22 protein-coding genes are annotated in these 21854 nt (G+C 71.0%); 15 read left to right on the top strand and 7 right to left on the bottom strand.

Translation table 11 applies throughout. From position 1 onward, the window contains the following. Positions 1-162: 162 nt before the first annotated feature. Together EUA06_RS21135 and EUA06_RS21130 are read left to right on the top strand one after the other, a co-directional pair. Complete coding sequence (locus tag EUA06_RS21135; protein ID WP_129479475.1) at positions 163-549, top strand: hypothetical protein; 387 nt, start codon at positions 163-165, stop codon at positions 547-549. Positions 550-603: 54 nt separating this feature from the next. Then, a complete protein-coding gene (locus EUA06_RS21130; protein WP_129479473.1) occupies positions 604-981 on the top strand; it encodes a hypothetical protein in 378 nt (125 codons plus the stop codon). Between the two features lie 34 nt (positions 982-1015). Here the strand turns inward: EUA06_RS21130 and EUA06_RS21125 are convergent, their stop codons facing one another. Together EUA06_RS21125 and EUA06_RS21120 are read right to left on the bottom strand one after the other, a co-directional pair. After that, entirely contained in the window at positions 1016-2311 is a 1296-nt protein-coding gene (locus tag EUA06_RS21125) for a HAMP domain-containing sensor histidine kinase (protein WP_129479471.1), read from the bottom strand. Between the two features lies 1 nt (position 2312). Next, the gene (locus EUA06_RS21120) at positions 2313-3005 is read right to left on the bottom strand and encodes a response regulator transcription factor (RefSeq protein WP_129479470.1); all 693 of its coding nucleotides are present in this window, start codon (positions 3003-3005) and stop codon (positions 2313-2315) included. Between the two features lie 101 nt (positions 3006-3106). Between EUA06_RS21120 and EUA06_RS21115 the strand changes: the two genes are divergently transcribed. From EUA06_RS21115 to EUA06_RS21075, 9 genes are all read left to right on the top strand, one after another. Beyond that, positions 3107-3535 carry a hypothetical protein gene (locus EUA06_RS21115; protein ID WP_129479468.1) on the top strand — a complete coding sequence of 143 codons (429 nt, stop codon included), beginning with the start codon at positions 3107-3109 and terminating at the stop codon, positions 3533-3535. Between the two features lie 74 nt (positions 3536-3609). Further along, complete coding sequence (locus EUA06_RS21110) at positions 3610-4218, top strand: hypothetical protein (protein WP_129479466.1); 609 nt, start codon at positions 3610-3612, stop codon at positions 4216-4218. Positions 4219-4372: 154 nt separating this feature from the next. Further along, a complete protein-coding gene (locus tag EUA06_RS21105) occupies positions 4373-5719 on the top strand; it encodes a glutamine synthetase family protein (protein ID WP_129479464.1) in 1347 nt (448 codons plus the stop codon). 7 nt (positions 5720-5726) lie between these two features. Then, positions 5727-6443 carry a type 1 glutamine amidotransferase gene (locus EUA06_RS21100; RefSeq protein WP_165354485.1) on the top strand — a complete coding sequence of 239 codons (717 nt, stop codon included), beginning with the start codon at positions 5727-5729 and terminating at the stop codon, positions 6441-6443. Next, entirely contained in the window at positions 6440-9409 is a 2970-nt protein-coding gene (locus EUA06_RS21095; protein ID WP_129479461.1) for a bifunctional [glutamine synthetase] adenylyltransferase/[glutamine synthetase]-adenylyl-L-tyrosine phosphorylase, read from the top strand. The genes EUA06_RS21100 and EUA06_RS21095 overlap by 4 nt, the downstream gene beginning before the upstream one ends. A 43-nt stretch (positions 9410-9452) precedes the next feature. Next, positions 9453-10100 (top strand): SatD family protein, encoded by a 648-nt coding sequence (locus EUA06_RS21090; protein WP_242498302.1) that lies wholly within the window; start codon positions 9453-9455, stop codon positions 10098-10100. Between the two features lie 13 nt (positions 10101-10113). Then, positions 10114-10848, top strand: coding sequence for a hypothetical protein (locus EUA06_RS21085; protein WP_129479459.1), 735 nt, complete (start codon positions 10114-10116; stop codon positions 10846-10848). 397 nt (positions 10849-11245) lie between these two features. Then, positions 11246-11635, top strand: a complete 390-nt coding sequence (locus tag EUA06_RS21080) for an ankyrin repeat domain-containing protein (RefSeq protein ID WP_129479457.1) — start codon at positions 11246-11248, stop codon at positions 11633-11635. A gap of 262 nt (positions 11636-11897) precedes the next feature. Beyond that, positions 11898-12806 carry a DUF2510 domain-containing protein gene (locus EUA06_RS21075; protein WP_129479455.1) on the top strand — a complete coding sequence of 303 codons (909 nt, stop codon included), beginning with the start codon at positions 11898-11900 and terminating at the stop codon, positions 12804-12806. A 111-nt stretch (positions 12807-12917) separates the two neighbouring features. On the opposite strand, the gene EUA06_RS21070 is transcribed toward EUA06_RS21075, so the two are convergent. Beyond that, positions 12918-14405, bottom strand: a complete 1488-nt coding sequence (locus EUA06_RS21070; RefSeq protein WP_129479454.1) for a hypothetical protein — start codon at positions 14403-14405, stop codon at positions 12918-12920. A 300-nt stretch (positions 14406-14705) separates the two neighbouring features. Here EUA06_RS21070 and EUA06_RS21065 point away from each other — a divergent pair, with 300 nt between their 5' ends. After that, positions 14706-15161, top strand: coding sequence for a TerD family protein (locus EUA06_RS21065; protein ID WP_129479452.1), 456 nt, complete (start codon positions 14706-14708; stop codon positions 15159-15161). 15 nt (positions 15162-15176) lie between these two features. Here the strand turns inward: EUA06_RS21065 and EUA06_RS21060 are convergent, their stop codons facing one another. The 3 genes from EUA06_RS21060 to EUA06_RS21050 are packed head-to-tail and all read right to left on the bottom strand — an operon-like array spanning position 15177 to position 18182. After that, complete coding sequence (locus EUA06_RS21060) at positions 15177-16088, bottom strand: glutaminase (RefSeq protein WP_129479450.1); 912 nt, start codon at positions 16086-16088, stop codon at positions 15177-15179. Between the two features lie 2 nt (positions 16089-16090). Further along, positions 16091-17335 carry a sulfatase family protein gene (locus tag EUA06_RS21055; RefSeq protein WP_129479448.1) on the bottom strand — a complete coding sequence of 415 codons (1245 nt, stop codon included), beginning with the start codon at positions 17333-17335 and terminating at the stop codon, positions 16091-16093. Between the two features lie 10 nt (positions 17336-17345). Continuing rightward, positions 17346-18182 (bottom strand): alpha/beta fold hydrolase, encoded by an 837-nt coding sequence (locus tag EUA06_RS21050; protein ID WP_129479446.1) that lies wholly within the window; start codon positions 18180-18182, stop codon positions 17346-17348. A gap of 50 nt (positions 18183-18232) precedes the next feature. Here EUA06_RS21050 and EUA06_RS21045 point away from each other — a divergent pair, with 50 nt between their 5' ends. The 3 genes from EUA06_RS21045 to EUA06_RS21035 are packed head-to-tail and all read left to right on the top strand — an operon-like array spanning position 18233 to position 21121. Then, the gene (locus EUA06_RS21045) at positions 18233-19786 is read left to right on the top strand and encodes an adenylate/guanylate cyclase domain-containing protein (RefSeq protein ID WP_129479444.1); all 1554 of its coding nucleotides are present in this window, start codon (positions 18233-18235) and stop codon (positions 19784-19786) included. Between the two features lie 10 nt (positions 19787-19796). Beyond that, positions 19797-20777: a hypothetical protein gene (locus EUA06_RS21040; RefSeq protein ID WP_129479443.1), complete on the top strand. Its 981-nt coding sequence runs from the start codon at positions 19797-19799 to the stop codon at positions 20775-20777. Further along, a complete protein-coding gene (locus tag EUA06_RS21035; protein WP_129479441.1) occupies positions 20765-21121 on the top strand; it encodes a hypothetical protein in 357 nt (118 codons plus the stop codon). The genes EUA06_RS21040 and EUA06_RS21035 overlap by 13 nt, the downstream gene beginning before the upstream one ends. Here the strand turns inward: EUA06_RS21035 and EUA06_RS21030 are convergent. Continuing rightward, entirely contained in the window at positions 21118-21846 is a 729-nt protein-coding gene (locus EUA06_RS21030) for an HpcH/HpaI aldolase family protein (protein WP_129479439.1), read from the bottom strand. The two genes, EUA06_RS21035 and EUA06_RS21030, sit on opposite strands and share 4 nt — an antisense overlap. Between the last annotated feature and the right edge of the window lie 8 nt (positions 21847-21854).

Here is a 21854-nt window from a genome sequence, read left to right as displayed (position 1 = left end):
CACGCCCAGAGCTCGAAACCACGCCGCCCTCGCTACCGACGTACACCGAGGCAGGTCATCGGTGGATCGAGGCTTAGCCACGGGCTGGAGCGCGGTTAGCCGCACTCCGACCAACCTCTTCCTCAGACGCCACCACCGGCGCATGACGAGGAGGCAGGAACCGTGCAGAAGAAGAAGGCAGTCATCGGCGGAGTCGCGGCAGCGGCGGTCGTGGTCGGGCTGGGCTCGTGGTGGGCGGTCGACGCCGCCGTCGACACCCAGACCAGCGAGCGCGGCACCTGCGGCGGGGCGACCTGGGAGCTGAGCGCCGAGGCCGAGGACGGCGGCACCGAGGTCGGTGCCGAGCTGCAGTCCGCCGGTCCGGGCGAGACCTGGGGCGTCGAGATCGTCCGCGACGGCACGTCCCTCATCACCGGCGAGCGCACCACCGACGAGGACGGCGAGATCGACGTCGACGTCTACGCCTCCGGCAACCCCGGCGACGCGACCTACGAGGTCACGTTCACCCCGGCTGACGGCGAGCCCTGCACGGGCACGCTCGGCGGCTGACCCACCCCACCCGATCCACCCACAGACCACCAGAAACCACCCGAGGAGAACCCCATGAAGAAGACCATCGCCGCCACCACCCTGCTCGCCACCGCTGCGGCCGGCGCGACCGTCCTGGTCGCCACCCCCGCGCACGCCGACGTCGAGCGACGCGGCACCTGCGCCGGTGCGACGTACGAGCTCAACGTGGACCGCGAGCGCGGCGGCTACGACGTCGACGCCGACCTCGAGAACGCCAAGGCGTTCAGCACCTGGAAGGTCGCGATCCGCCACAACGGCAACCTCGCGGTCACCCGCACCATCAAGGCCGACGACGAGGGCGAGCTCGACCTCGACACCTTCCGCAAGAACACCGCCGGCAAGGACACCTTCAAGCTCACCGTGACGCCGGTCGGTGGCAGCGCGTGCTCGCTGAAGGTCACCGCAGCCTGAACCAGCGCCACCTGCAGCACCGAGAGAGCCCGGGTCAGGCCGTCCGCAACGTGACGGCCACCCGGGCTCCTCCCATGTCCGAGGCCCCCGTGGTCACCTCGCCGCCCGCGTCCTCGGCGGTGCGGGCCGCGATCGACAGACCGAGGCCCGTCGAGCCGGCGCCGCTGGCTCCGCGCCCGGTGACGTCGAGGCCCTCGGGCAGGCCAGGTCCGGCGTCGTCGACGACGAGGTCGACGCGGTCGTCGGAGGCCGTGAGCGTGATGCGTACGCCGGCGTCGTCGGGGGTGTGCGAGAAGACGTTGTCCAGCAGCACGTCGACGAGGGCCTCGAGGTCGGTGCGGCTGGCGCGGACCAGCGGCCCGGAGGTCGCCAGGTCCATCTCGTAGGTGCGGCCCTGGTCCTCCGCGAGCGGCTCCCAGTGGCGGACGCGCTCGGCCAGCACCGACACCGCGTCGGTCTGCGGGTCGAGACCCTCGCGCTCGGAGCGCCGGGCCTCGCGGACGATCTCGTCGACGGTCGCCTGCAGGTGGTCGAGATCTCCACCGAGGCGATCACGCAGGTCGTGGTCGGCGACGCCCTCGACGCGCAGGCGCAGCGCGGTGACGGGCGTGCGGAGCCGGTGGGAGAGGTCGGCGACGTTCTCGCGCTCGCGGCTGAGCAGCAGCTGGATCCGGCCGACCAGGCGGTCGACCGCGCCGGCGAGCTCCTGCACCTCGGGGGGTCCGTGGACGGCCGGCATCGGGGTGGCGGCGCCGGGGCGGCCGAGGGTCTGGGTGTGCTCGGCGAGCTGGCGGATCGGCTGCACGAAGGACCGACCGAGGCGGTCGACGACCACCAGCGAGCCGGCGAGCAGCGCGAGCGCGAGGAGGCCCAGCAGGCCCCACGCGACGCCGACCACCGAGTCGATGCCCGGCTCCTCGACGATCACCCGGATCACCGGCGTCTGCGAGGGGAGCGCCGAGTTCCCGCCGCGCGAGACCGGCACGAGGATCTGCGACCCGCCGTCGACGTCGTCGACCCGCGCCCGCCCCGTGTTGCGGGCGTCGAGGACCCTCGCGTCCTCGCCGGGGTCGGGTCCGATGCCCGGCCCGCCGGGGTAGAGCACGGTCACCTGCGAGGTGCCGTCCTCGTTGAGCCGGTCGACGTACTGCCCCACGATGCCCTCGTCCTGCCCGGACACCACGGTCTCGACGGCCTGCACCTCCAGCGCGGCGCGCGCGAGCCGGTCCTCGAGGGCATAGCTGCGCACCAGGATCGCCATCGGCACGAGCAGCGCCAGCAGCACCATCGAGATCGCGGCGGCCGCGGTGACGAGGAGGCTGCGGCGCACGTCAGGTGCCCTTGGTCGGATCGGAGAGGCGTACGCCGACGCCCCTCACCGTGGTCAGGTAGCGCGGCTCGGCCGCCGTCTCGCCGAGCTTGCGGCGCAGCCACGACAGGTGCACGTCGACGGTCTTGTCGGACCCGCCCCACGGCTGGCGCCAGACCTCGACGAGCAGGTCGCGCTTGGTGACGACCTCGCCCGGCCGCTCGGCGAGGTGGGCGAGCAGGTCGAACTCGCGCGGCGTGAGCTCGATCTCGGTCCCGTCGAGGTGCACGTGGCGGCCGGTGAGGTCGACCGACAGCCCGCCGACGGTGAGGGTCGCGGGGCGCTCGCGTCCGGCGGCCGTACGCCGCAGCACCGCCCGCACCCGGGCGTCGAGCTGCGCGCTGGTGAAGGGCTTCACGACGTAGTCGTCGGCACCGGCGTCGAGGGCGCCGACCAGCGACGGGTCGTCGGCGCGGGCGCTGGCGATGATCACCGGCACGGCGCTGACGGCGCGCAACATCGACAGCACCTGGGTGCCGTCGACGTCCGGCAGGCCGAGGTCGAGCACGACGAGGTCGGGGGAGGAGTCGACGGCGAGCTGGAGGCCGGCCATCCCGGTGGGCGCCGAGGTCACCGTGTGCCCGCAGTCGCGCAGGCCACGCACCAGCAACGGCCGGATCCGGTCGTCGTCCTCGATGATCAGCACCTCGGCCACGCCGCGACCGTACCGCCAGCACCCGCCCGAGCCGCTCGCCTTATCCATCCCTTAACCACCTCCTGACCTCACGCTGACCCGCGAGGCGGCACGATGGTCCGGTGAGGCGTCGGATGATCTACGTCGGCCTGTGGGCCGCCACCACGGCCGTGGCCGTGCTGGTCGGCGTGCTCGCCGTCTCCACGGTCGGCGCGACGATCCGCGACCGCGGCCCGGTCGGCGCCGAGGTCATGCGCGACACCGACGTCGACCGCACGTCGGTGCCCTCGCCCGACGGCCCCGCCGTCGCCGACGAGATCGCCGGCGAGTGGGGGGCCTTCGACGTGGAGTGCCGGGACACGTGGGCCTACGGCGTCGGCGTACGCCCCGACGAGGCCAACGGCTGGCAGATCGTCAGCTGGGAGAAGGGTCCCGACGACGACGTCGACGCGGTCTTCAGCGACGGGCAGAACTCCGTCGACCTCGAGGTGTTCTGCAACCGCGGGCGGCCGACGCTCGCCGAGCTCGAGCGGAACACGCTGGGCGACTGAGAGGTCGATGCAACCTCGGGGAGGTGGGTCGCGTCCTGTCATCGACAACCCACTCACCAGAGAAGCAGAGACCCATGTTCATCCGCACCACCGCCCTCGCCGCCCTCCTCGCCGCACTGCTCGTCCCGAGCGCCACGGCCGCCACGCCGGCCGACTCCTCGACCGAGCGCGCCGCCCAGCCGCGTACGACCCTCACCTTCACCGTCGACGACTGCGAGGGCTGCGAGCTCCAGCTGACCAGCGCACTCGGGACGTACGCCGAGGCCGACGCCGGCCGGGTCGACATCTGGAACAGCCGCACGAGGACCGTCGAGGACGGCTCCGTCACCTTCACCGTCCCCACGAAGCGCACCTGGGGCATGTCCGTCGCGATCAGGGCGCCGTGGGAGGGCCACACCGGCTACCGCACGACGCTCGCCTGGCGCTACAACGGCGAGCTCCAGGGCGACGAGGTCACCTTGGAGGAGGCCGTGACGAAGACAAAGGCGTCCGCCTGCTGGGAGGGCGTCCGCAGCCGCGAGGTCACCATGCCGATCGTCGTGGAGAAGGTCCGGGTCCGCGGGGTGAGGAAGATGGTCGACGGCAGCATCGCCTTCGTGCCCACCACGCAGAGCTGGCTCCGGCCGATGCGCGAGGTCTGGGACGGCGTCCTGGGCTCGCAGGACGTCAACATCTGCCGCTGACGCCGACATCGTGGAACATCCGGGTCGTCTGCCGACCCGGATGTTCCACGAACCGTCTCACTCGATGCGGATGCCGACCCCGGACAGACGCCGGCGCCGGCCCACCCTGCGGAGGTGGCGCACGGGTGCGGCGTACGCCCCCTAGGCTGGCCCCATGGGCAAGCAAGAGGACTTCGTACTCCGCGCGCTCGAGGAGCGTGACGTCCGGTTCGTCCGGCTGTGGTTCACCGACGTCCTGGGCTTCCTCAAGAGCGTCAGCGTCGCGCCGGCCGAGCTGGAGAACGCCTTCGACGAGGGCATCGGCTTCGACGGCTCCGCCATCGAGGGCTTCGCCCGGGTGTACGAGTCCGACATGCTCGCGCACCCCGACGCGTCGACGTTCCAGCTCCTGCCGTGGCGCACGGGCGACGACGGCGGCCCGGCCACGGCCCGCATGTTCTGCGACATCGTGATGCCCGACGGCAGCCCGTCGTACGCCGATCCGCGCCACGTCCTCAAGCGCACGCTGAGCGCCGCGGCCGACAAGGGCTTCACCTTCTACACGCACCCCGAGATCGAGTTCTACCTGTTCAAGGACGTGCCCGGGAAGGGCGACGAGCCGGTGCCGGTGGACCGCAGCGGGTTCTTCGACCACACCGCGCAGTCGCGCGGCGCCGACTTCCGCCGTGAGGCGATCACGATGCTCGAGGCGATGGGCATCTCGGTGGAGTTCAGCCACCACGAGGGCGGCCCCGGCCAGCAGGAGATCGACCTCCGGTACGCCGACGCGCTGACCACCGCCGACAACATCATGACCTTCCGCACGGTCATCCGCGAGGTCGCGCTGGGCCAGGGCATCTGGGCGTCCTTCATGCCCAAGCCCTTCACCACCCACCCCGGGTCGGGCATGCACACGCACGTCTCGCTCTTCGAGGGCGACCGCAACGCGTTCTTCGAGGCCGGTGCCGAGTACCAGCTGTCGAAGACCGGCCGGCAGTTCATCGCCGGCATCCTGCGCCACGCGAGCGAGATCAGCGTCGTCACCAACCAGTGGGTGAACTCCTACAAGCGGCTGCTCGGCGGCGGCGAGGCGCCCTCGTCGATCTGCTGGGGCCACAACAACCGCTCGGCCATGGTGCGCGTGCCGATGTACAAGCCCAACAAGGGCCAGTCGACCCGCATCGAGCTGCGCACCATCGACGCCGCGTGCAACCCCTACCTCGCCTTCGCCGTGACGCTCGCCGCCGGCATGAAGGGCATCGAGGAGGGCTACGAGCTGCCGCGCGAGGCCGAGGACGACGTCTGGTCGCTGACCGAGCGCGAGCGCAAGTCGCTCGGCATCTCGCCGCTGCCCAAGAGCCTGCACGACGCGATCGGGATCGCCGAGGACTCCGAGCTGCTGGCCGAGGCGCTGGGTGAGCACGTCTTCGACTTCTTCCTGCGCAACAAGCGCTCGGAGTGGGAGGAGTACCGCACGCAGGTCTCCGCCTACGAGCGCGACCGGATGCTCCCGGTCCTCTGAGCGCTTCGTGCCCACCCGCGTCCTCGTCGTCGAGCACCAGGCGTCGTGCCCACCGCACCTCGTGGGCCGCTGGCTGGAGGAGGCCGGTTGCACGCTGTCGGTCTGCCGGCCCTACGCCGGTGACGCGTTCCCTGCGTTGACGTCGTACGACGCCGTGCTGGTGATGGGCGGTGACATGGGGGCGTACGACGACGAGCGGGCGCCGTGGCTCCGCGCGCTCAAGGCCCTGCTGCGTGACGCGGTGGCATCGTCCGTGCCCACGCTCGGGATCTGCCTCGGCCACCAGGTGCTGGCGGTCGCGCTCGGTGGCGAGGTCATCAAGAACCCGCGCGGCCAGACCGTCGGGCTGCAGCCGGTCGGCTGGAGCGCTGACGCCTTGGGTGATGCACTCTTCGGCGCGCGCACCGGCGACGAGGTCGCGATCCACTGGAACAACGACGTCGTGGTCGCGCTGCCCTCCGGTGGCGTGGTCCTGGCGAGGACTCCCGGCGGCGAGGTGCAGGTCGCCCGATTCGCGCCGCTGGCGTGGGGGATCCAGTCGCACCCCGAGGTCGACACCGATGTCGTCACCGGCTGGGCGGCCGAGGACCGCGACGACCTCGTCGCGCTCGGCCTCGACGAGCACGTCGTACTGGCTGAGATCAAGGACGCGGAGGCAGCCCTCGAGGCCCAGTGGCGGCCGCTCGTCCAGAGGTTCGCCGCAATTGCGGGGGAGGAACGATGACGACGACGAGCGGCGACTTCGTGCGGATCGGCTTCGTCGACGGGCCGGCGGCCGTCCGGGGGATCGAGCGCCTCGGCGGGGCCAGGAAGCCGCTCACCGACAAGCTCGCCGCGAGTGCCGACCCCGATGCGGCGCTGGAGGGCTTGCTGCGGCTGGTCGACGCGCAGTCCGAGGCGGATGGCGCGGCGATGCTCACCGAGCTCGCCGACGACGAGGGCACCGCGATGCGGCTGTGCACCGTGCTCGGCGCGAGCGCCGCGCTGACCCAGCACCTCGTGCGGCACCCCGAGCACTGGCGCGAGCTCACCGACCCGACGCTCGGCAGCACCCGCGCCGCGGCGTACGCCGTCCGCGAGTCGATGCTGACCGCGGTCGGCGCCGACCCCGCCTCCGCCGTGCCGGTCGCCGGACTTCCGGACGCCGAGGCGGTGGACGCGCTGCGCGTGGAGTACCGCCGGATCCTGCTCCGCCTCGCCGCCCGCGACCTCGCCCACCACGTCGGCGTCGACGACGCCGCCGCCGAGATCTCCGACCTGGCCGCCGCGACCCTGGACGCCGCACTCGCGATCGCCCGCGCCCGCGTGGAGTCCCACGACTCCGTCCGGCTCGCGGTGATCGCGATGGGCAAGTGTGGCGGCCACGAGCTCAACTACGTCTCCGACGTCGACGTGATCTTCGTGCACGAGGCCGTCGAGGGTGCTGACGACGGCACCGCGCTGCGGGCCGCGACCCAGCTGGCGTCGCACCTGATGCGGATCTGCTCCGACCACACCCGCGAGGGCACGATCTGGCCGGTCGACGCCAACCTGCGACCCGAGGGCAGCCAGGGGCCGCTCACCCGGACGCTCGCCAGCCACGCGGGCTACTACGAGAAATGGGCCAAGACCTGGGAGTTCCAGGCGCTGCTCAAGGCGCGACCGGTCGCCGGCGACCTCGCCCTCGGGCGGGCCTACGTCGAGATGATCGAGCCGCTGGTGTGGAGCGCGGCCGAGCGCGACGGCTTCGTCGGCGACGTGCAGGCGATGCGTCGCCGGGTCGTCGACAACATCCCCGCGGCCGAGGCCGAGCGCCAGATCAAGCTCGGGTCGGGCGGGCTGCGCGACGTCGAGTTCGCCGTGCAGCTCCTCCAGCTGGTCCACGGTCGCGCCGACCGTTCCCTGCGGTCGGGCGCGACGCTCAGCGCGCTCGCGGAGCTGATCGACGGTGGCTACGTCGGCCGCGAGGACGGCGAGAAGCTGCACGAGGCCTACTCCTTCCTCCGCACGCTCGAGCACCGGATCCAGCTGCACCAGCTGCGGCGTACCCATGTGCTGCCCGCCGACGACGCGTCGTTGCGCCGGCTCGGCCGCTCGCTCGGGCTCTTCTCCGAGCCGGCCGTCCAGCTCGACAAGCAGTGGAAGTACCACCGCCGCGAGGTCCGCCGGCTCCACGAGAAGCTCTTCTACCGCCCGCTGCTCGGCGCCGTCGCCAAGCTCCCCGGCACCGAGGCGCGACTGTCGCTGCAGGCCGCGGAGGCACGCCTCGCCGCTCTGGGGTACGCCGACCCCAAGGCCGCGCTGCGCCACCTCGAGGTGCTGACGAGCGGGGTCTCGCGCACCTCCGACATCCAGCGGACGCTGCTGCCGGTGCTGCTGGAGTGGTTCGCCGACTCGCCCGACCCGGACGCCGGGCTCTTCGGCTTCCGGCGGATCAGCGAGAGCCTGGGCCGGACGCCGTGGTACCTCACGATGCTGCGCGACGAGGGCGAGGTCGCCCAGCGGCTGGCCCACGTCCTCGGCACGTCGCGCTACGCCACCGACCTGCTCGAGCGCGAGCCGCAGGGCGTGAAGATGCTGGGGGAGTCGCTCGTCCCGCTGAGCGCCGAGGCGGCGCTCGCGGAGATGCAGGCGCTGACCGAGCGCGCCGAGACGGCAGAGGCCGCGGTCGTGGCGGTGCGGGGCGTACGCCGTCGCGAGCTGCTGCGGATCGCCTGCGGCGAGCTGGTGGCCGGGACCGACGTGGCGCTCGTCGGGCAGGGGCTGAGCCGGCTGACGGACGCGACGTTGCAGGCGACGCTCTACATCGCGATGGAGTCGGTGCGGCGCCAGCGCTCGCTCGAGTCGCCGCCCTCGCGCATCGCCGTGGTCGCGATGGGTCGCTACGGCGGTTTCGAGCTGTCCTACGGCAGCGACGCCGACGTGATGTTCGTCCACGAGCCGGTGGATGGCGTCGAGGCGCAGGTCGCGTCGTCGTACGCGACCGCCGTGGTCAGCGAGGTGCGGCGGCTGCTCTCGCTGCCGGCCAGCGACCCGCCGCTCGAGGTGGATGCCGACCTGCGCCCCGAGGGGAAGAACGGGCCGATGGTGCGGACCGTCGAGTCCTACGCCGCCTACTACGCCAAGTGGTCGCACGTGTGGGAGTTCCAGGCCCTGCTGCGCGCCGATGCGGTGGCCGGGGACGAGGCGCTGCGGGCACGGTTCACCGAGCTGATCGACCCGCTGCGCTTCCCGGTCGAGGGGATCTCGCAGGACGACGTGGTCGAGGTACGCCGGATCAAGGCGCGTGTGGACAACGAGCGGCTGCCGCGCGGGGCCGATCGGCAGACCCATCTCAAGCTGGGGCGTGGGGGACTGGCCGACGTCGAGTGGACGGTGCAGCTGCTGCAGATGCGGCACGCGGGTGCCGTCCCCGAGCTGCGGACGCCGCAGACGTTGCCGGCGCTGGCGGCCGCTGCGGAGGCTTCGCTGATCTCCTCGTCCGATGCGTCGACGCTCGCGGAGGCGTGGCGCCTGGTGTCGCGGGTGCGGAACGCGGTCACGCTCGTGCGTGGGAAGCCGGCCGACCAGCTGCCGCGCGATGCGCGGGAGAGGGCGGCCGTGGCGAGCGTGCTCGGTTACCCGGCCGGCTCGTCGGACCAGATGGTCAACGACTACCTCCGGACCACGCGGCGGGCGCACACCGTGGTCGAGCGGGTGTTCTGGGAATGAAGTCATCTGCTTCATCCGCTCCAAGATAAGTTATGCTCTTCATATGGACGAAGTGAAGATCAATGCTTCAGTCACGGTCATCGGCGACCTAGTGGGCTCGCGCCGCAGCGTCGACCGACCCGCCACCCATGCGCGCTTCGAGCGGGCCGTGGAGTCCATCAACGACGCGTACGAGCCTCCGGTCCCGCTGCGGATCGGGACCGGCGACGAGTTCCAGGGCATCTTCGCGACCCTCGGGGACGCCATCGCGGCGACGCTGCGGATCCGGCTGGCGCTGCTGCCGGAGGTCGACGTACGCCAGGGCATCGGCTGGGGCCGCGTGGTGGTCCTGGCGGAAGAGCCCCGCGTGGAGGACGGCCCCGGCTGGTGGGCCGCCCGGTCGGCGGTGGAGGCCCTCGAGGGCTACGAACGCCGGGCGCCGCTGCGCGCCGTGCGGACGGCGTACGCCGCTGCCGAGGGGGAGCCGGGCCCACCGCCAGCACTGGTGAACGCTGCGCTGATGGCGAGGGATCAGATCGTCTCCGGCCTGTCGGAGCGGTCGATGTCGGTGCTGGATGGTCTGCTGAGGGGTAGGCAGCAGCAGGAGATCGCCGACGAGCTGGGCATCAGCCCGTCAGCGGTCTCCCAGCGCATCCGGGCCGACGGGATCGGCGTGGTGCTGGCGACCGACGAACTGGTGCACGGACTGTGAGAGGGCGAACGCGATGAGCTGGCTCGGGATCCTGCTGATCGGCTTCGCGGTCACGGACCTGGTGCACTCCGCACGCAAGGTCAAGGTGCTGCCCCAGATGGTTGGCGCGCTCAGCGTCCTGCTGCTCGGCATGCTCGGCGGCATGACGTCCGGGCGCGACGTGGTCGCGCTGTCGGTCATCGCCGTCGTGGTGCTCGCGTGGGGCTTCGCAGTGACATGGGGGTTCGGTCACCCTGCGCAGACGGCTGCGTGGCTGCCGCTCGCGCTCTTCTCCCTCGCGTTGACGGGGGCGATCATCTGCTCCGTCCTCGCGCCGCCGGCGGACGGTCTGATCGATCGCTGGCTCGATGCTGCTACCTTCCCTGCCCTGGAGACGGTGTCCGCCGACCGCCTGCTGCTCGTGCTGGGTGCCTTCGGGCTCCAGCTCTCGACCGGCAACGTGCTCGTCCGGCTGGTGCTGAAGTCCACCGGCACCATCAACCCCGGCAAGGACGGCGGCATGCCGCCGACCCAGCTCAAGGGCGGCCGCCTCCTCGGCCCCCTCGAGCGCATCTTCATCCTCGCGCTCGCGATGGGCGGCCAGGTGACGGCAGCCGCGATCGTCGTCGCGGCGAAGGGTCTGCTCCGGTTCCCCGAGCTCTCGTCGCGACAGGAGCAGGCAACCGTCCACGAGATGACGGAGTACTTCCTGCTGGGGTCCTTCGTGTCCTGGCTGGTGGCGTTGGGGTCGTACGTGCTGCTGGTGTGAGGGTTTTTCGCCGCGATCCGGTACGTCACAAGGCGACTGGACACGAGGTAGATTCGGCTTCTGTGCCGCTGCAGGCTGTGGGCACTCAGGTCACCACCACGTTCACCATCGGAGGCGCAGATGGCGTACCTCGTCCTTGGCGGGTTCGTGCTCCTAGTCGTCGTGGCGGGCTGGATCTCATCCCGGCAGGGACGACCTCTGAACGGTTGCTGCGCGCCGGCGGATCCCCGCCACGATCTACGCATGCGGGCCGCTTACACAGACGACGAGGTGCCATCGTCCTAGCCGGTCCACCAAGTTCATCGCAAGTGGATGAGTTGCGTCTATCGGCCGCCTGACGGCGCCAACGTGGAAGTCCACCCATGGCGAGGAGCGTTTCATCGGAGAGACTCACGACATGGATCGCGAGGGTCGTCAGGAGCTTCACTATCGAGCGCTTGAGGGCGATGTGTCGGGGATACGTGAACGGCTGACGGCAGGCGATGACGTCGGCCTGACAGACCGTCAGGGGTTCACTCCGTTGCATCTCGCCGCCCAAGAGTCCCGGGACGGAGCGGTCGAGGTGCTGCTAGGCGCCGGCGCGCCAATCGACCTGCAGGACCGATTCGGGAACACGCCCCTGTGGCGTGCGGTGTTCAACTCACACGGCGAGGTCAAGACCGTGAAGCTGCTTCTCAACGCTGGGGCGGATCCGGACATTGTCAATCAGGCTGGGTCCAGCCCTCGGGCCCTGGCAAGAACGATGGGTGCTGACGACGTGACCGCGCTGCTCGCCGAACAGGACTAACGGCCGCCTAAGTTACGTCTATCCGCCGCGTGTCGACTGTCAGTCCCGAAACGCATCGCATTACGGAGGCGTCGGCGTCTATGCCAGAACCCCGCCCCACGCGTCACGGAGGTGCAGCGATCCTTTGCCATCTGCGCCATTCCGCATACACCGGGGATCTGTCTTCGTAGGATTCGCGTAGTAGCTGCGCGGACATTGCGCAGCGCTTCGATAGGGGTCGTCGCCTTTTGGCGCGCCATAAGACGCAGATTGTGAGTATTACGTGACAGGCAACTTGCCGCCGGGCTGGTATCCCGATCAAACTGACCCGTCCCAACTTCGTTGGTGGAACGGCACCGCTTGGAGCGAGGGGGTTCAGCAGCCAGGTGCGGCAGCCTCAGCGGGCACAGCTCTTCCACGGACCGATGCTGCGGCGTACCCACCAGTCGCCCCCTCGACGCCGCCCGTCATCGCCGACAAGGGCGGCGCCGTTGGCTGGATGAAGCGCCACAAGATCCTGACAGGAATCGGCGCATTCGTCCTCGTTGGCGCACTCGGCAACGCGGTCGGCGAAGACACGCCGACTGAGCCTGCATCTGACGTCAAGGCTCTGGCCGATGGAACAGCTAAGAGCGACACGAACACATCCAGCGAGGATGTGGCGGCTGCAGCCGACACCTCCCCTTCGGCCAAGCCACAGCCGAAGCCGAAGCCCACAAACCCCTACGGTCCGCAGCCCACCCAGCAGACTCAGTTCTTGGACATCGCTTCCAACGCGAAGGACCAGTACGCCAGCGCGTCGAATGACCTGAAGGCCGGCGCGGCCTTGAGCGCTCGCAACGACGCGATGTGCCAGTTGCTCGGCTCCGGGCAAGTAGCCGGATGGACCGGAACGGTCACGACGCTCGATTCCAATGGCGATGGGTACGGCATCGTGACGATCGAGATGGCAGATAACGTCGAGCTGGGGACGTGGAACAACGCTTTCTCCGACATTATGGACGACACCTTGGTCAAGCCTGGTCCGCTCCTCGACAAGCTCCTGAACCTCGAGGAGGGCCAGAACGTTAGGTTCTCAGGCTCCTTCCGACCCAGCAGTGACACTTGCGTGAATGATTCTCGCTTGACCCAGGCAGGATCGGTTGACGATCCATCCTTCATCTTTCGCTTCGCGGACGTGAACAAACTCTGAGTCGCTGCGGACCTGCGGGTCTGCAGATGGGCCTCGTCGGCTCGGTGCCCTTGTCGGTGCCGGGTCACGAGGCGCGTCACTCCGCCGCGTTTGCCCTACGTCGGTCGGAGCTCAGGCCGGGTAGATGTCTACGCCGGCTGGCGCGTCGATGATCATCCGAGCCTTTTCGGGGTGGACGGGGTGGGTGCCGGTGTGGTCGATGAGGAATGCCAGGCCGTGCGGGCTCAGCAAGACGTAGCGTCCTTCGCCGCATTGGCGTGCGGTGTAGCCCGCGTGGGTCTTCCAGCGGTGGTGTCGTCGGCCGAGGGGGCCGGAGTTGTGGGAGCCGGTTTGTCCCGGCGGGGGATCTCGGCCGTCGTTGGGTGCGCCGTGGTCGTACGGGATGGGGTGGTCGAGGTCCACGCTTCGGCTGGTTGAGGTGGCCCAGGGCCAGTAGTCGCCGCCGGTGACGAGGTGGACCTGGTCGCGGAGGGACTCGGGGTGCTCGTAGGCGGTGTAGCGGACCCGGTGGGAGAGGTCCTTGACCGGCTGGACCCTCACGACGGAGCCGCGCAGCATCTCCATCAGTCGGGCGAGGCTGACTGGGCCGAGGCCTTCGACGCGGGCTACGGCGTCGGTGCCGTGGAGGGCCGCTTCGTGGAGGTGGACGTGCAGGACGACCTTCGGGGCGAGCGGGGTCAGGTCGATGTCGCGGAGCGCATCGAGGAGGTCGGCGGGGAAAGCGTAGGCGCGCGCCGGCATCGATGACTCCTTACAGTCGTCATCCGGGCCCAGGTCGGGGTCTGGCTCGGAGTACGAGTCGGGCTCCGGCTCGACGTCGGGTTCGGAGTCGGTGTGCTCGAGCAGCAGCATGAACAGCTCGGCGGGGCGGGCGAGCCATCCGAACGCGATCGCGCGGAGCTCGTCGGGGCTGGCGTCGGGGTGAAGGGGTTCGATGATGTCCGCGACGCGGTGGACGGTGGCGTCGACGGCGACGGCGTCGCCGGCCTCGAGCTTGGCGATGAGGGTGCGGAGGCCGTACTCGTCGGTGCGGCCGAGGCCGATGTAGCGGCGGCGACGTTCGGCCTCGCACCGCTCCTCGTGGAGGGCGGGGTCGGCCTCGATGACCTTGGCCTCGGCGACCTGGAGCACCCGTCCAGGTGCTTCGCTGGCAATCATCCGGGACACAGCAGTGTCGACGACGTGCACTCGGTCGGCCGGCAGGTGGCGCGAGAGCTTCGCGACCTTGCGGGCGAGCCACACCTCGCACTCGCCGCGGCGGGTGACGGCCCAGGTCAGCGGGAGTCGGTGCTCGAGGTCGAGGACGTCGGCGAGCATGTTGCTGGTGGCGGTGACGCCGGCGCCGCGAGCCAGGGCGATCTCGCCGAGGCAGAAGTCCTGCACGCCGGGCGTACCGTCGCCGCCCACCTGACGCAGGACGTTGCCGACGCGACGAGCGATGTAGCCGTCAGGGCCCTCGGTCGGGTCGGTGGAGTGAATCGCGGCCCACGCCGAGAGGAGCTCGAGCTTGGCCACCTCGGCGAGCCGGGACGCTCGCTCGGCCTCGGTCGCGGCGGCCAGGAGGGCCTTCGCGTCGAGGTCGAGGAGATCACTGTTCATGGGGTCGACGCTAGCCGTGACCACCGACAGTCGGACCCCGGATTCACGCTCAGATCCGGATGGTGGACAACTATTTTCGATCGTGGTTTCGAGGCTCGTCGCTGGTGCTCCTCGCACCCCAACCACCGAGTGGTCGTCGTCCACCCCTGTACTTTCGGAAGACCATCGCCGACCGGAGGGAGCAGCTCGTGATCGATCTGACCGAGGGCCAAGAACTCACCCTCGCCACCGACGACGGGAAGCCCCTGATCAAGGTGAAGATGGCCGTGGGGTGGGGACCACGCCCCGACCGCCGGTTTCATCGGCAGCGGCGCTGCCCCCATCGACCTCGACGCCTCGGCCGTGCAGTTCGCCGGCAAGCAGTTCTTCGACCTCGCCTTCTTCAACCACCTGGCGACCCGGGACGGCTCGGTGGTCCACCTGGGCGACAACACCACGGGCAAGGGTGAGGGCGACGACGAGGTCATCACGGTGGACCTGGGCCGGGTCTACGCGAAGGTCGACTCGATCCTGTTCCTGATCAGCAGCTACCAGGGGCACTCGCTCGAGTACATCCGCAATGCCTACTGCCGCCTCGTCGACGACGACGACACCGAGCTCGCTCGCTTCACCATCACCCTCGGCGTCCGCAATACCGGGCTCGTCATGGCCAGGCTGTTCCGCGACGGGACCGACTGGAAGCTCACCGCCATCGGCACCGGCATCGCCCTCAAGACGCCGACGGACTCGCTCGACGCGCTCCTGCCCTTCGTCTGAGTCCCCGAGCGGGGCTCAGAACACCGTCCAGTCCGAGTACGTCGTGAACGCATCGAGCGCGGCCAGCCCAGCCGCTGACGACCCCGACGGCCCGAGCGCGGGACTCCACACACACGCCACGCCGCGGTCGGGGATGACGGCCAGGATGCCGCCGCCGACGCCGGACTTGGCCGGCACGCCGACGCGGTAGGCGAACTCGCCCGCGGAGTCGTACGTCCCGCAGGTGAGCATCACGGCGTTGACCCGCTTGGTCTCGCGCGGGCTGAGCAGCTGGCTGCCGTCGGAGAGGACGCCGTCGCGGGCGAGGAAGAGGCCGGCGAGGGCGAGCTCGCGGCAGCTCATCGACAGCGCGCACTGGGCGACGTACTGGTCGATCACCTCGTCGACTGTGGACTCCAGGTTGCCGTAGCTCGCGAGCAGGTGGGCGACGGCGTACGTGCGGTGGCCGGCCTCGAGCTCGGACCGCGCGACCTCGGGGTCGCTTTCGACAGACGAGCGGCCGCTCTCGCGCCGCATCAGGTCGCGCAGCGTGCCGCTGGCGTCGCCGCTCAGCGACTGCAGCCGGTCGGTGACGACGAGGGCGCCGGCGTTGATGAACGGGTTGCGCGGGCGGCCGGCCTCCTGGTCGAGCTGGAGGAGCGAGTTGAACGGGCTGCCCGACGGTTCGCGGCCGACGCGCTTCCAGATCGCCTCGCCCTCGGCGGCGACGACCAGCGCGAGCGTGAAGACCTTGCTGATGCTCTGCACCGAGAACGGCACGTCCGCGTCGCCGATGACGTGCACCTCGCCGTCGACCGAGGCGATCGCCATGCCGAACTGGTGCGGGTCGACGTTGGCCAGGCTCGGGATGTACGTCGCCAGCTGGCCGCGGCCGACCTCCGGCGCGGCGGCCTCCTGCGCGCGCCGCAGCGCGTCCTCGATCTCCACGACTACTGCTCGAGCCTGCGCAGCGCGCGACCCTGCGAGCCCCAGAGCTCACCGGTCTTCCGGGCCCACGCGGAGACGTCTGCGTCAGGGATGCTCGCGAGCTGGTGGGGGTCGTCGTCGAGGTCGTAGAGCTCCCACTCGCCGGCGTCGCGGTGCTCGACGTACGCCGTCGAGCCCTCACGGAGCAGCGCCCAGTCGAGGTGCGTGTTCTCGATGATCAGGCGGCGTCGCCACTCGGACCAGTCGCCCGACCTCAGCGGTCCGAGCATGGAGCGGCCGTCGAGGTCTCGCCCGGTGTCGGGGTCGAGTCCGGCGATGTCGAGCGCGGTGGGCATCAGGTCGACCTGCGAGACCAGCGCGTCGACGTTGGCCGGCTCGACGCCGGGACCGCGCACGGCGAAGGGGATGCCCGCCGCCTCCTCGTAGGGCTGGCTCTTGCTCAGCAGCCGGTGCTCGCCGAGCAGGTAGCCGTTGTCGGAGACGAAGAAGATCCACGTCCGCCGGAGCTGGCCGGTCTCCCGCAGCACGTCGAGCACCCGACCGATCTGGTCGTCGACGTCCTGCAGCTCCTCGAGCTTGCCCTCGTAGATCTTCTGCATCTTCCGACGGTCCTGCCGCGGCAGGTCGCGCAGCCACGACGGCTTGTCGCCCATGTCGGCCTCGTTGAGCGACGGCGGGTCCCACTCGACGCCCTCGAAGTCGTCGGCGTGCTCGGCGCTCGGCGTGTACGGCCCGTGCGGCGCGGTCGGCGAGAAGATCGCGAACCACGACGTGTCCTCGTGACGACGGACGAACCGGCGCAACCGCTTCGCGGCGAACCGGTCGAACTCCCGCTGGCCCTCGACCTTGCGCACCGTCCCGTCGACGTTGACGCGCGGGTCGTCGATCATGCCGTCGAGCAGCGTCACCCAGCGGTCCCAGCCGGGAGCGACGTACGTCGGGTCCTGGGCGACGCCGTTCATGTACTTGCCGAAGTAGCCGGCCTGCTGGATCCGGGTCGCCGCCGTGTCCAGGTCGTGCCCCTGCGCCACGAACGGCTGGTGGGTCATGTTGCTGTCGCACCCGTGGTTGTGGGGATAGCGACTGGTCAGGATCGAGGCGCGCGCGGGACCGCACAACGGCATGGCGCTGTAGCCGTTGCGGAAGTGCACGCCCTTGCGCACCAGCCGCCGCCAGGTCTTGTCCATCGACCGCAGCGTCGAGCGCATCTGGTCGTCGGTGATGATCCAGAGCACGTTGTCAGCCACGCGCTTCACCCTAGAGGCCGGTGATCCGCTCCATCGCCGCCAGCACCGCACCCGGCGACTCGATCCACACGAAGTGGCCCGCACCGGGCACGACGTACGACCAGCCTCCCGGGATGCGGTCCGCGGTGTCGCTCCCGGCCGTGGTGGGCATCGGGCTGCCCTCGCCCATGAGGATCCCGACCGGTGTGACGATGGACGGCAGGGCGGCCTCGAGCGCCGGCATTAGGGCCACGATCTCGCCCCACAACCCCTCGCTGGACCCCGGCGACATCCGCACCGGCGGCATCTCCGGTGCCGCCGCGGGATCAGCGAAGTACGAGGGCCAGAGCAGCCGGAGCTGCTCCATCTCCTCGGCGAGGGACAGGCCCTCGGCCTCCTCCTTCGCCGACAGCTCCTCGACCCTGGGGCGGCTGGTGTCGGACAAGCGCACCATCAGCTCGGCACCGAATGCTGACGCGCCGCCGTCGCCCACGGCGCCGAGCGGGTCGACCGCGAGGACGCCGGCGAGCCGGTCCGGAATCGCGGTGGCCGCGTGGAAGGCCAGGTGCCCGCCCCACGAGTGGCCCAGCAGGTACGCCGTCTCCCATCCGAGCGCATCGAGCACCGCCACGATGTCGGCGACGGCCTCGGCGATGGTGAACTCACCCTCGATCGCCGACGGCGCCAGGCCGCGCTGCTGGAAGGTGGCCGCGCGGTGGTGTGGCGCGATCTCCGCGACGACGTCGTCCATGTACTCGAATCCCAGGCCGGGACCACCGTGCAGCAACAGGACGGGCGGCCCGTCCCCGGTCACCCAGCCCGCGATCTGGCCCGACGCAGTGGCGGCGGTGAACGGTGTCGGCTCCACCTGCGGAGACTAGGGCTCCGTGACACGCACGTGCCACTACGCTCCGGGCCATGTCTCGACGCTGGCGGACCCGCGCGCCGTACGGCTCCTGGCTCCTGGGCCGCCCCGGTCAGTCGCCCCGCGCCGTGCGGATCCGCGTGCAGCTGCTCCTGACCGCCCTGCTCCTGGCCACGAACCTCGTCGGCGCCGGAGTCGTGGTGGTGATCGCCACGGTCGTGCTGCCGCTCCCGCCCGCCAGCAGCGCGATGGTGGTCGCCACGGCGGTGGCCGTACCGATCTACGTCGGCGTGGCGATCCTGCTCGGGACGTGGATCGGCACCGCCTCGTCGTTGCGCGCGCTGCGCTGGCAGTACGACGACGAGCCGCCGGACGCGCGCACCGTACGTCGTACGCTCCGGGTCCCGGTGCGACTCACGGTCCTGCAGTTCGCGCTGTGGGCGATCGCCACGGTCCTCTTCACGGTCCTGGCCGCGGTCCTGCAGCCCGAGCGCGCGCTCGGCGTCGGCCTGACGGTCGGCACGGCGTCGATCGTCGTGTCGGGCATCGCCTTCCTGCTCTCCGACTTCGCGCTGCGCCCGCTGGCCGCGCGGGCCCTGGTGGGAGCCGAGCTGACCCGGCGGCCCAGCCTCGTCGGGGTCAAGGCGCGATCGGTGATCTTCTGGGTGGTCGGCACCGCCGCGCCCGTCGTGGCCCTCATGGTCGCCGGGGTCGTCGCGCTGGTCGACGACACGGTGACCGTCACCCGGCTGGGCGTCACGACCATCGTCGTGGGCGCCGTGGTGCTCGTCTTCGGCCTGCTCGTCACGGTGCTCTCGGCGAGCGCCGTGGTCGACCCGGTCCTCGCGGTGCGGGACGCGCTGCTCGACGTCGAGCGCGGCCAGCTCGACCGGGAGGTCGTGGTGTTCGACGGCACCGAGGTCGGTCTGCTTCAGGTCGGGTTCAACCGGATGGCGACCGGGTTGCGCGAGCGCGAACAGCTGCGCGACCTCTTCGGCCGCCACGTCGGTCGCGAGGTGGCCCAGCGCGCCGCCGAGACGGCGGGCGAGGTCGAGCTCGGGGGAGAGGCGCGCGAGGCCAGCGTCCTCTTCGTCGACCTCGAGGGCTCCACGACGTATGCCACCGAGCACGAGCCCGCCGAGGTCGTCGCGCTGCTCAACCGGTTCTTCGCCGTGATTGTCGAGGAGGTCGACCGACGCGGCGGGCTGGTCAACAAGTTCATGGGCGACGCCGTGCTCGCGGTCTTCGGCGCCCCGGTCACGGTCGACGACCACGCCGGCCACGCGCTCGGCGCCGCCCGGGCGATCGCCGAGCGGCTGGCCGCGGAGGTGCCGGAGCTGTCGGCGGGGATCGGTGTGGCCACCGGTGAGGTGGTGGCGGGCAACGTCGGCCACGAGGAGCGGTTCGAGTACACCGTCATCGGTGACGCCGTGAACTCCGCGGCCCGGCTCACCGACCTGGCCAAGAAAGAGGAGGGCCGGGTCCTGGTCTCGCTTGCCAGCGTCGAGGCGGCTGGCCCGAAGGAGGCCGATCGCTGGGTCGAGCACGGATCGGTCACCCTCCGCGGCCGGGGTGGAGAGACCGCGCTGGCCGTGCCGCGCGGGTAGCGTGCGAGACGTGACGGGGGTCGGGCGGGTCGTGGCACTGGCAGCTCTGCTGCTGGCGACCGGCTGCACCAGCGCCGCACCGAACGAGTCGGAGCTGCGGTCGATGGGTGGTTGCGGCCCGGTCACGTACGACGACGTGCGCGGGCAGCGGCCGACCTACGGCCCCGACCGGCTGATGTACTTCGCCAACGCGCAGGACATGTGCGCCGGTCGCTGGGTGCCGGGCGCGAGCGAGTGGCTGGTGCCGCAGGGGATGACGGTCGCGGACGGGACGGCGTACGTCGCGAGCTTCGACGGGACCAAGCTCGGCGGGCAGCGGCTCTGCACGATGCAGTCGATGGACCTGAGGACCGGCGAGCTGATCCGGTCGCGCTACCCGGTGGTCGGCCGGGTCGGTCCGCGGCAGCCGACCGAGTGCCGGCACGGCGGCGGTGTGGTCGCCGACGAGCACGGCGTCTGGCTCGCCGAGACGCAGCGGCTGTGGCTGCTCGACCCGTCGACGCTGAAGCCCCAACGTGGGTGGGCGCTGGCGGAGCCGGTGCGCGGCTCGTTCGCAGTGCTGGACGACGACGGCCGACTCGGGCTGGGCCGCTTCCGGGCGGAGAACCCGGCCCGGCTCTGGTGGTTCGACGTCGACGCGCTGCTCGCCTCGACGGCGTACGAGCTCGACGAGGGGGACGCCGTCGACGCCGTCCGGATCCCGCCGGACACCCAGGGCGCGATTTGGGCGGAGCTCGGCGGAGTCGGCCCGGGGCTGTGGCTCGCGCGGTCGAACACGACGTGCGGCGTGCTCGTCGGACCGGACGGCAGGAGCCGGGCGTTCGTGCCGGGGGCCGAGGGCATGTCGCTGACCGGCCCCGACCACCTGTGGGTGGTCAGCGAGTCGGGATCGCGGCTCTACCAGGACAAGGGGCGCCCGATGACGCCGCACCTGGCGCGCTTCGACACCTCCAGCATCACCGACTGGCGGGAGCCGACATGCAGCCCATGAACCTGTCCGCCGCGTCCGTCCTCCTCGCGCTGTTCAGCTGCGCGATGTGGTTCGTGTGGTTCGGCTGGGACGACGTGCCCTACGACGTCTGGCAGGTGATCGGCTGCGGAGTCTTCATCGTGGCCGGCGCGATCGTCGCGCTCGCCCGAGCACGCAGGGGAGTCGTCCTGCTCGCGGCGGCGGCCACCGTCGGCTTCGCGGTCCCGTGGGCTGTGTACGCCGCCGCGACGGACGACTCCGGCCTGTGGGCCGTCGGGTTGGTGCTGTTGCTGGTGGGTGCCTTCGTGGGGTTGGTGGTCGTGCTCTTCGTGGCCGCGCGCGTGATGCGACTGGCCAGCCGCTAGCTCGTGGTCCGCGCGGCGTCGAGGTGCTGCCCCATGGCCTGGCTCAGCGAGACCGTGTCGACCGCGACGGTGACGATGGTCGCGCCCTCGGCGGCGTACGACCGGGCGTCCTCGCCGGTGTAGGCGTGCACGCCTACCGGCACGCCAGCGGCAATGGCCCTGGCGATGATCGACGACAGGACCGCGCGGAGCTCGTCGCGGTGGTCCTCGCCGCTGAGGCCGAGGGACAGCGAGAGGTCGCCGGGACCGACGTAGATCCCGTCCAGTCCGTCGACAGCGAGGAGGTCGTCGAGCTCGTCGAGGGCAGTCGCCATCTCCACCATGAGGATGACCAGCGGCTGGTCCGCGTCACCAGCGAGCCTGCCGATCGAGCGGCCACCGCCGGGCGCGTACCGGGCCGACGCGATGACCTCGCGAGCGTGCTCGGCGCCGCGGATGTTGGGGACGATCACGCCGTGGGCGCCGAGGTCGAGCGGGCGACCGACGTCCGGGAACGAGGAGCTGCGGGTGCGGACCAGCGGCACCGAACCAACCGCGCGGATCGCTGCGGTGATGCCGGGCAGGTCGGCCTCGGAGGCCGCACCGTGCTGTAGGTCGACGACCACGTAGTCGGCGCCGGTCCGCGCCAGGACCTCCGCGGTCACGGCTCCGGGGAGCAGGCTCCAGAGGCCGTGGGCGGGTCGGCCGGCTGCCCACGTCGTACGCAGGTCGAGGTCGTTCGTCATGGGTGCAG

It is taken from the genome of Nocardioides glacieisoli, assembly GCF_004137245.1.
In the GTDB taxonomy this organism is placed as follows: Bacteria; Actinomycetota; Actinomycetes; order Propionibacteriales; family Nocardioidaceae; genus Nocardioides; species Nocardioides glacieisoli.
The sequence above is the reverse complement of the archived record's forward strand: the minus strand, read 5'-3'. Positions and strand labels throughout refer to the sequence as shown.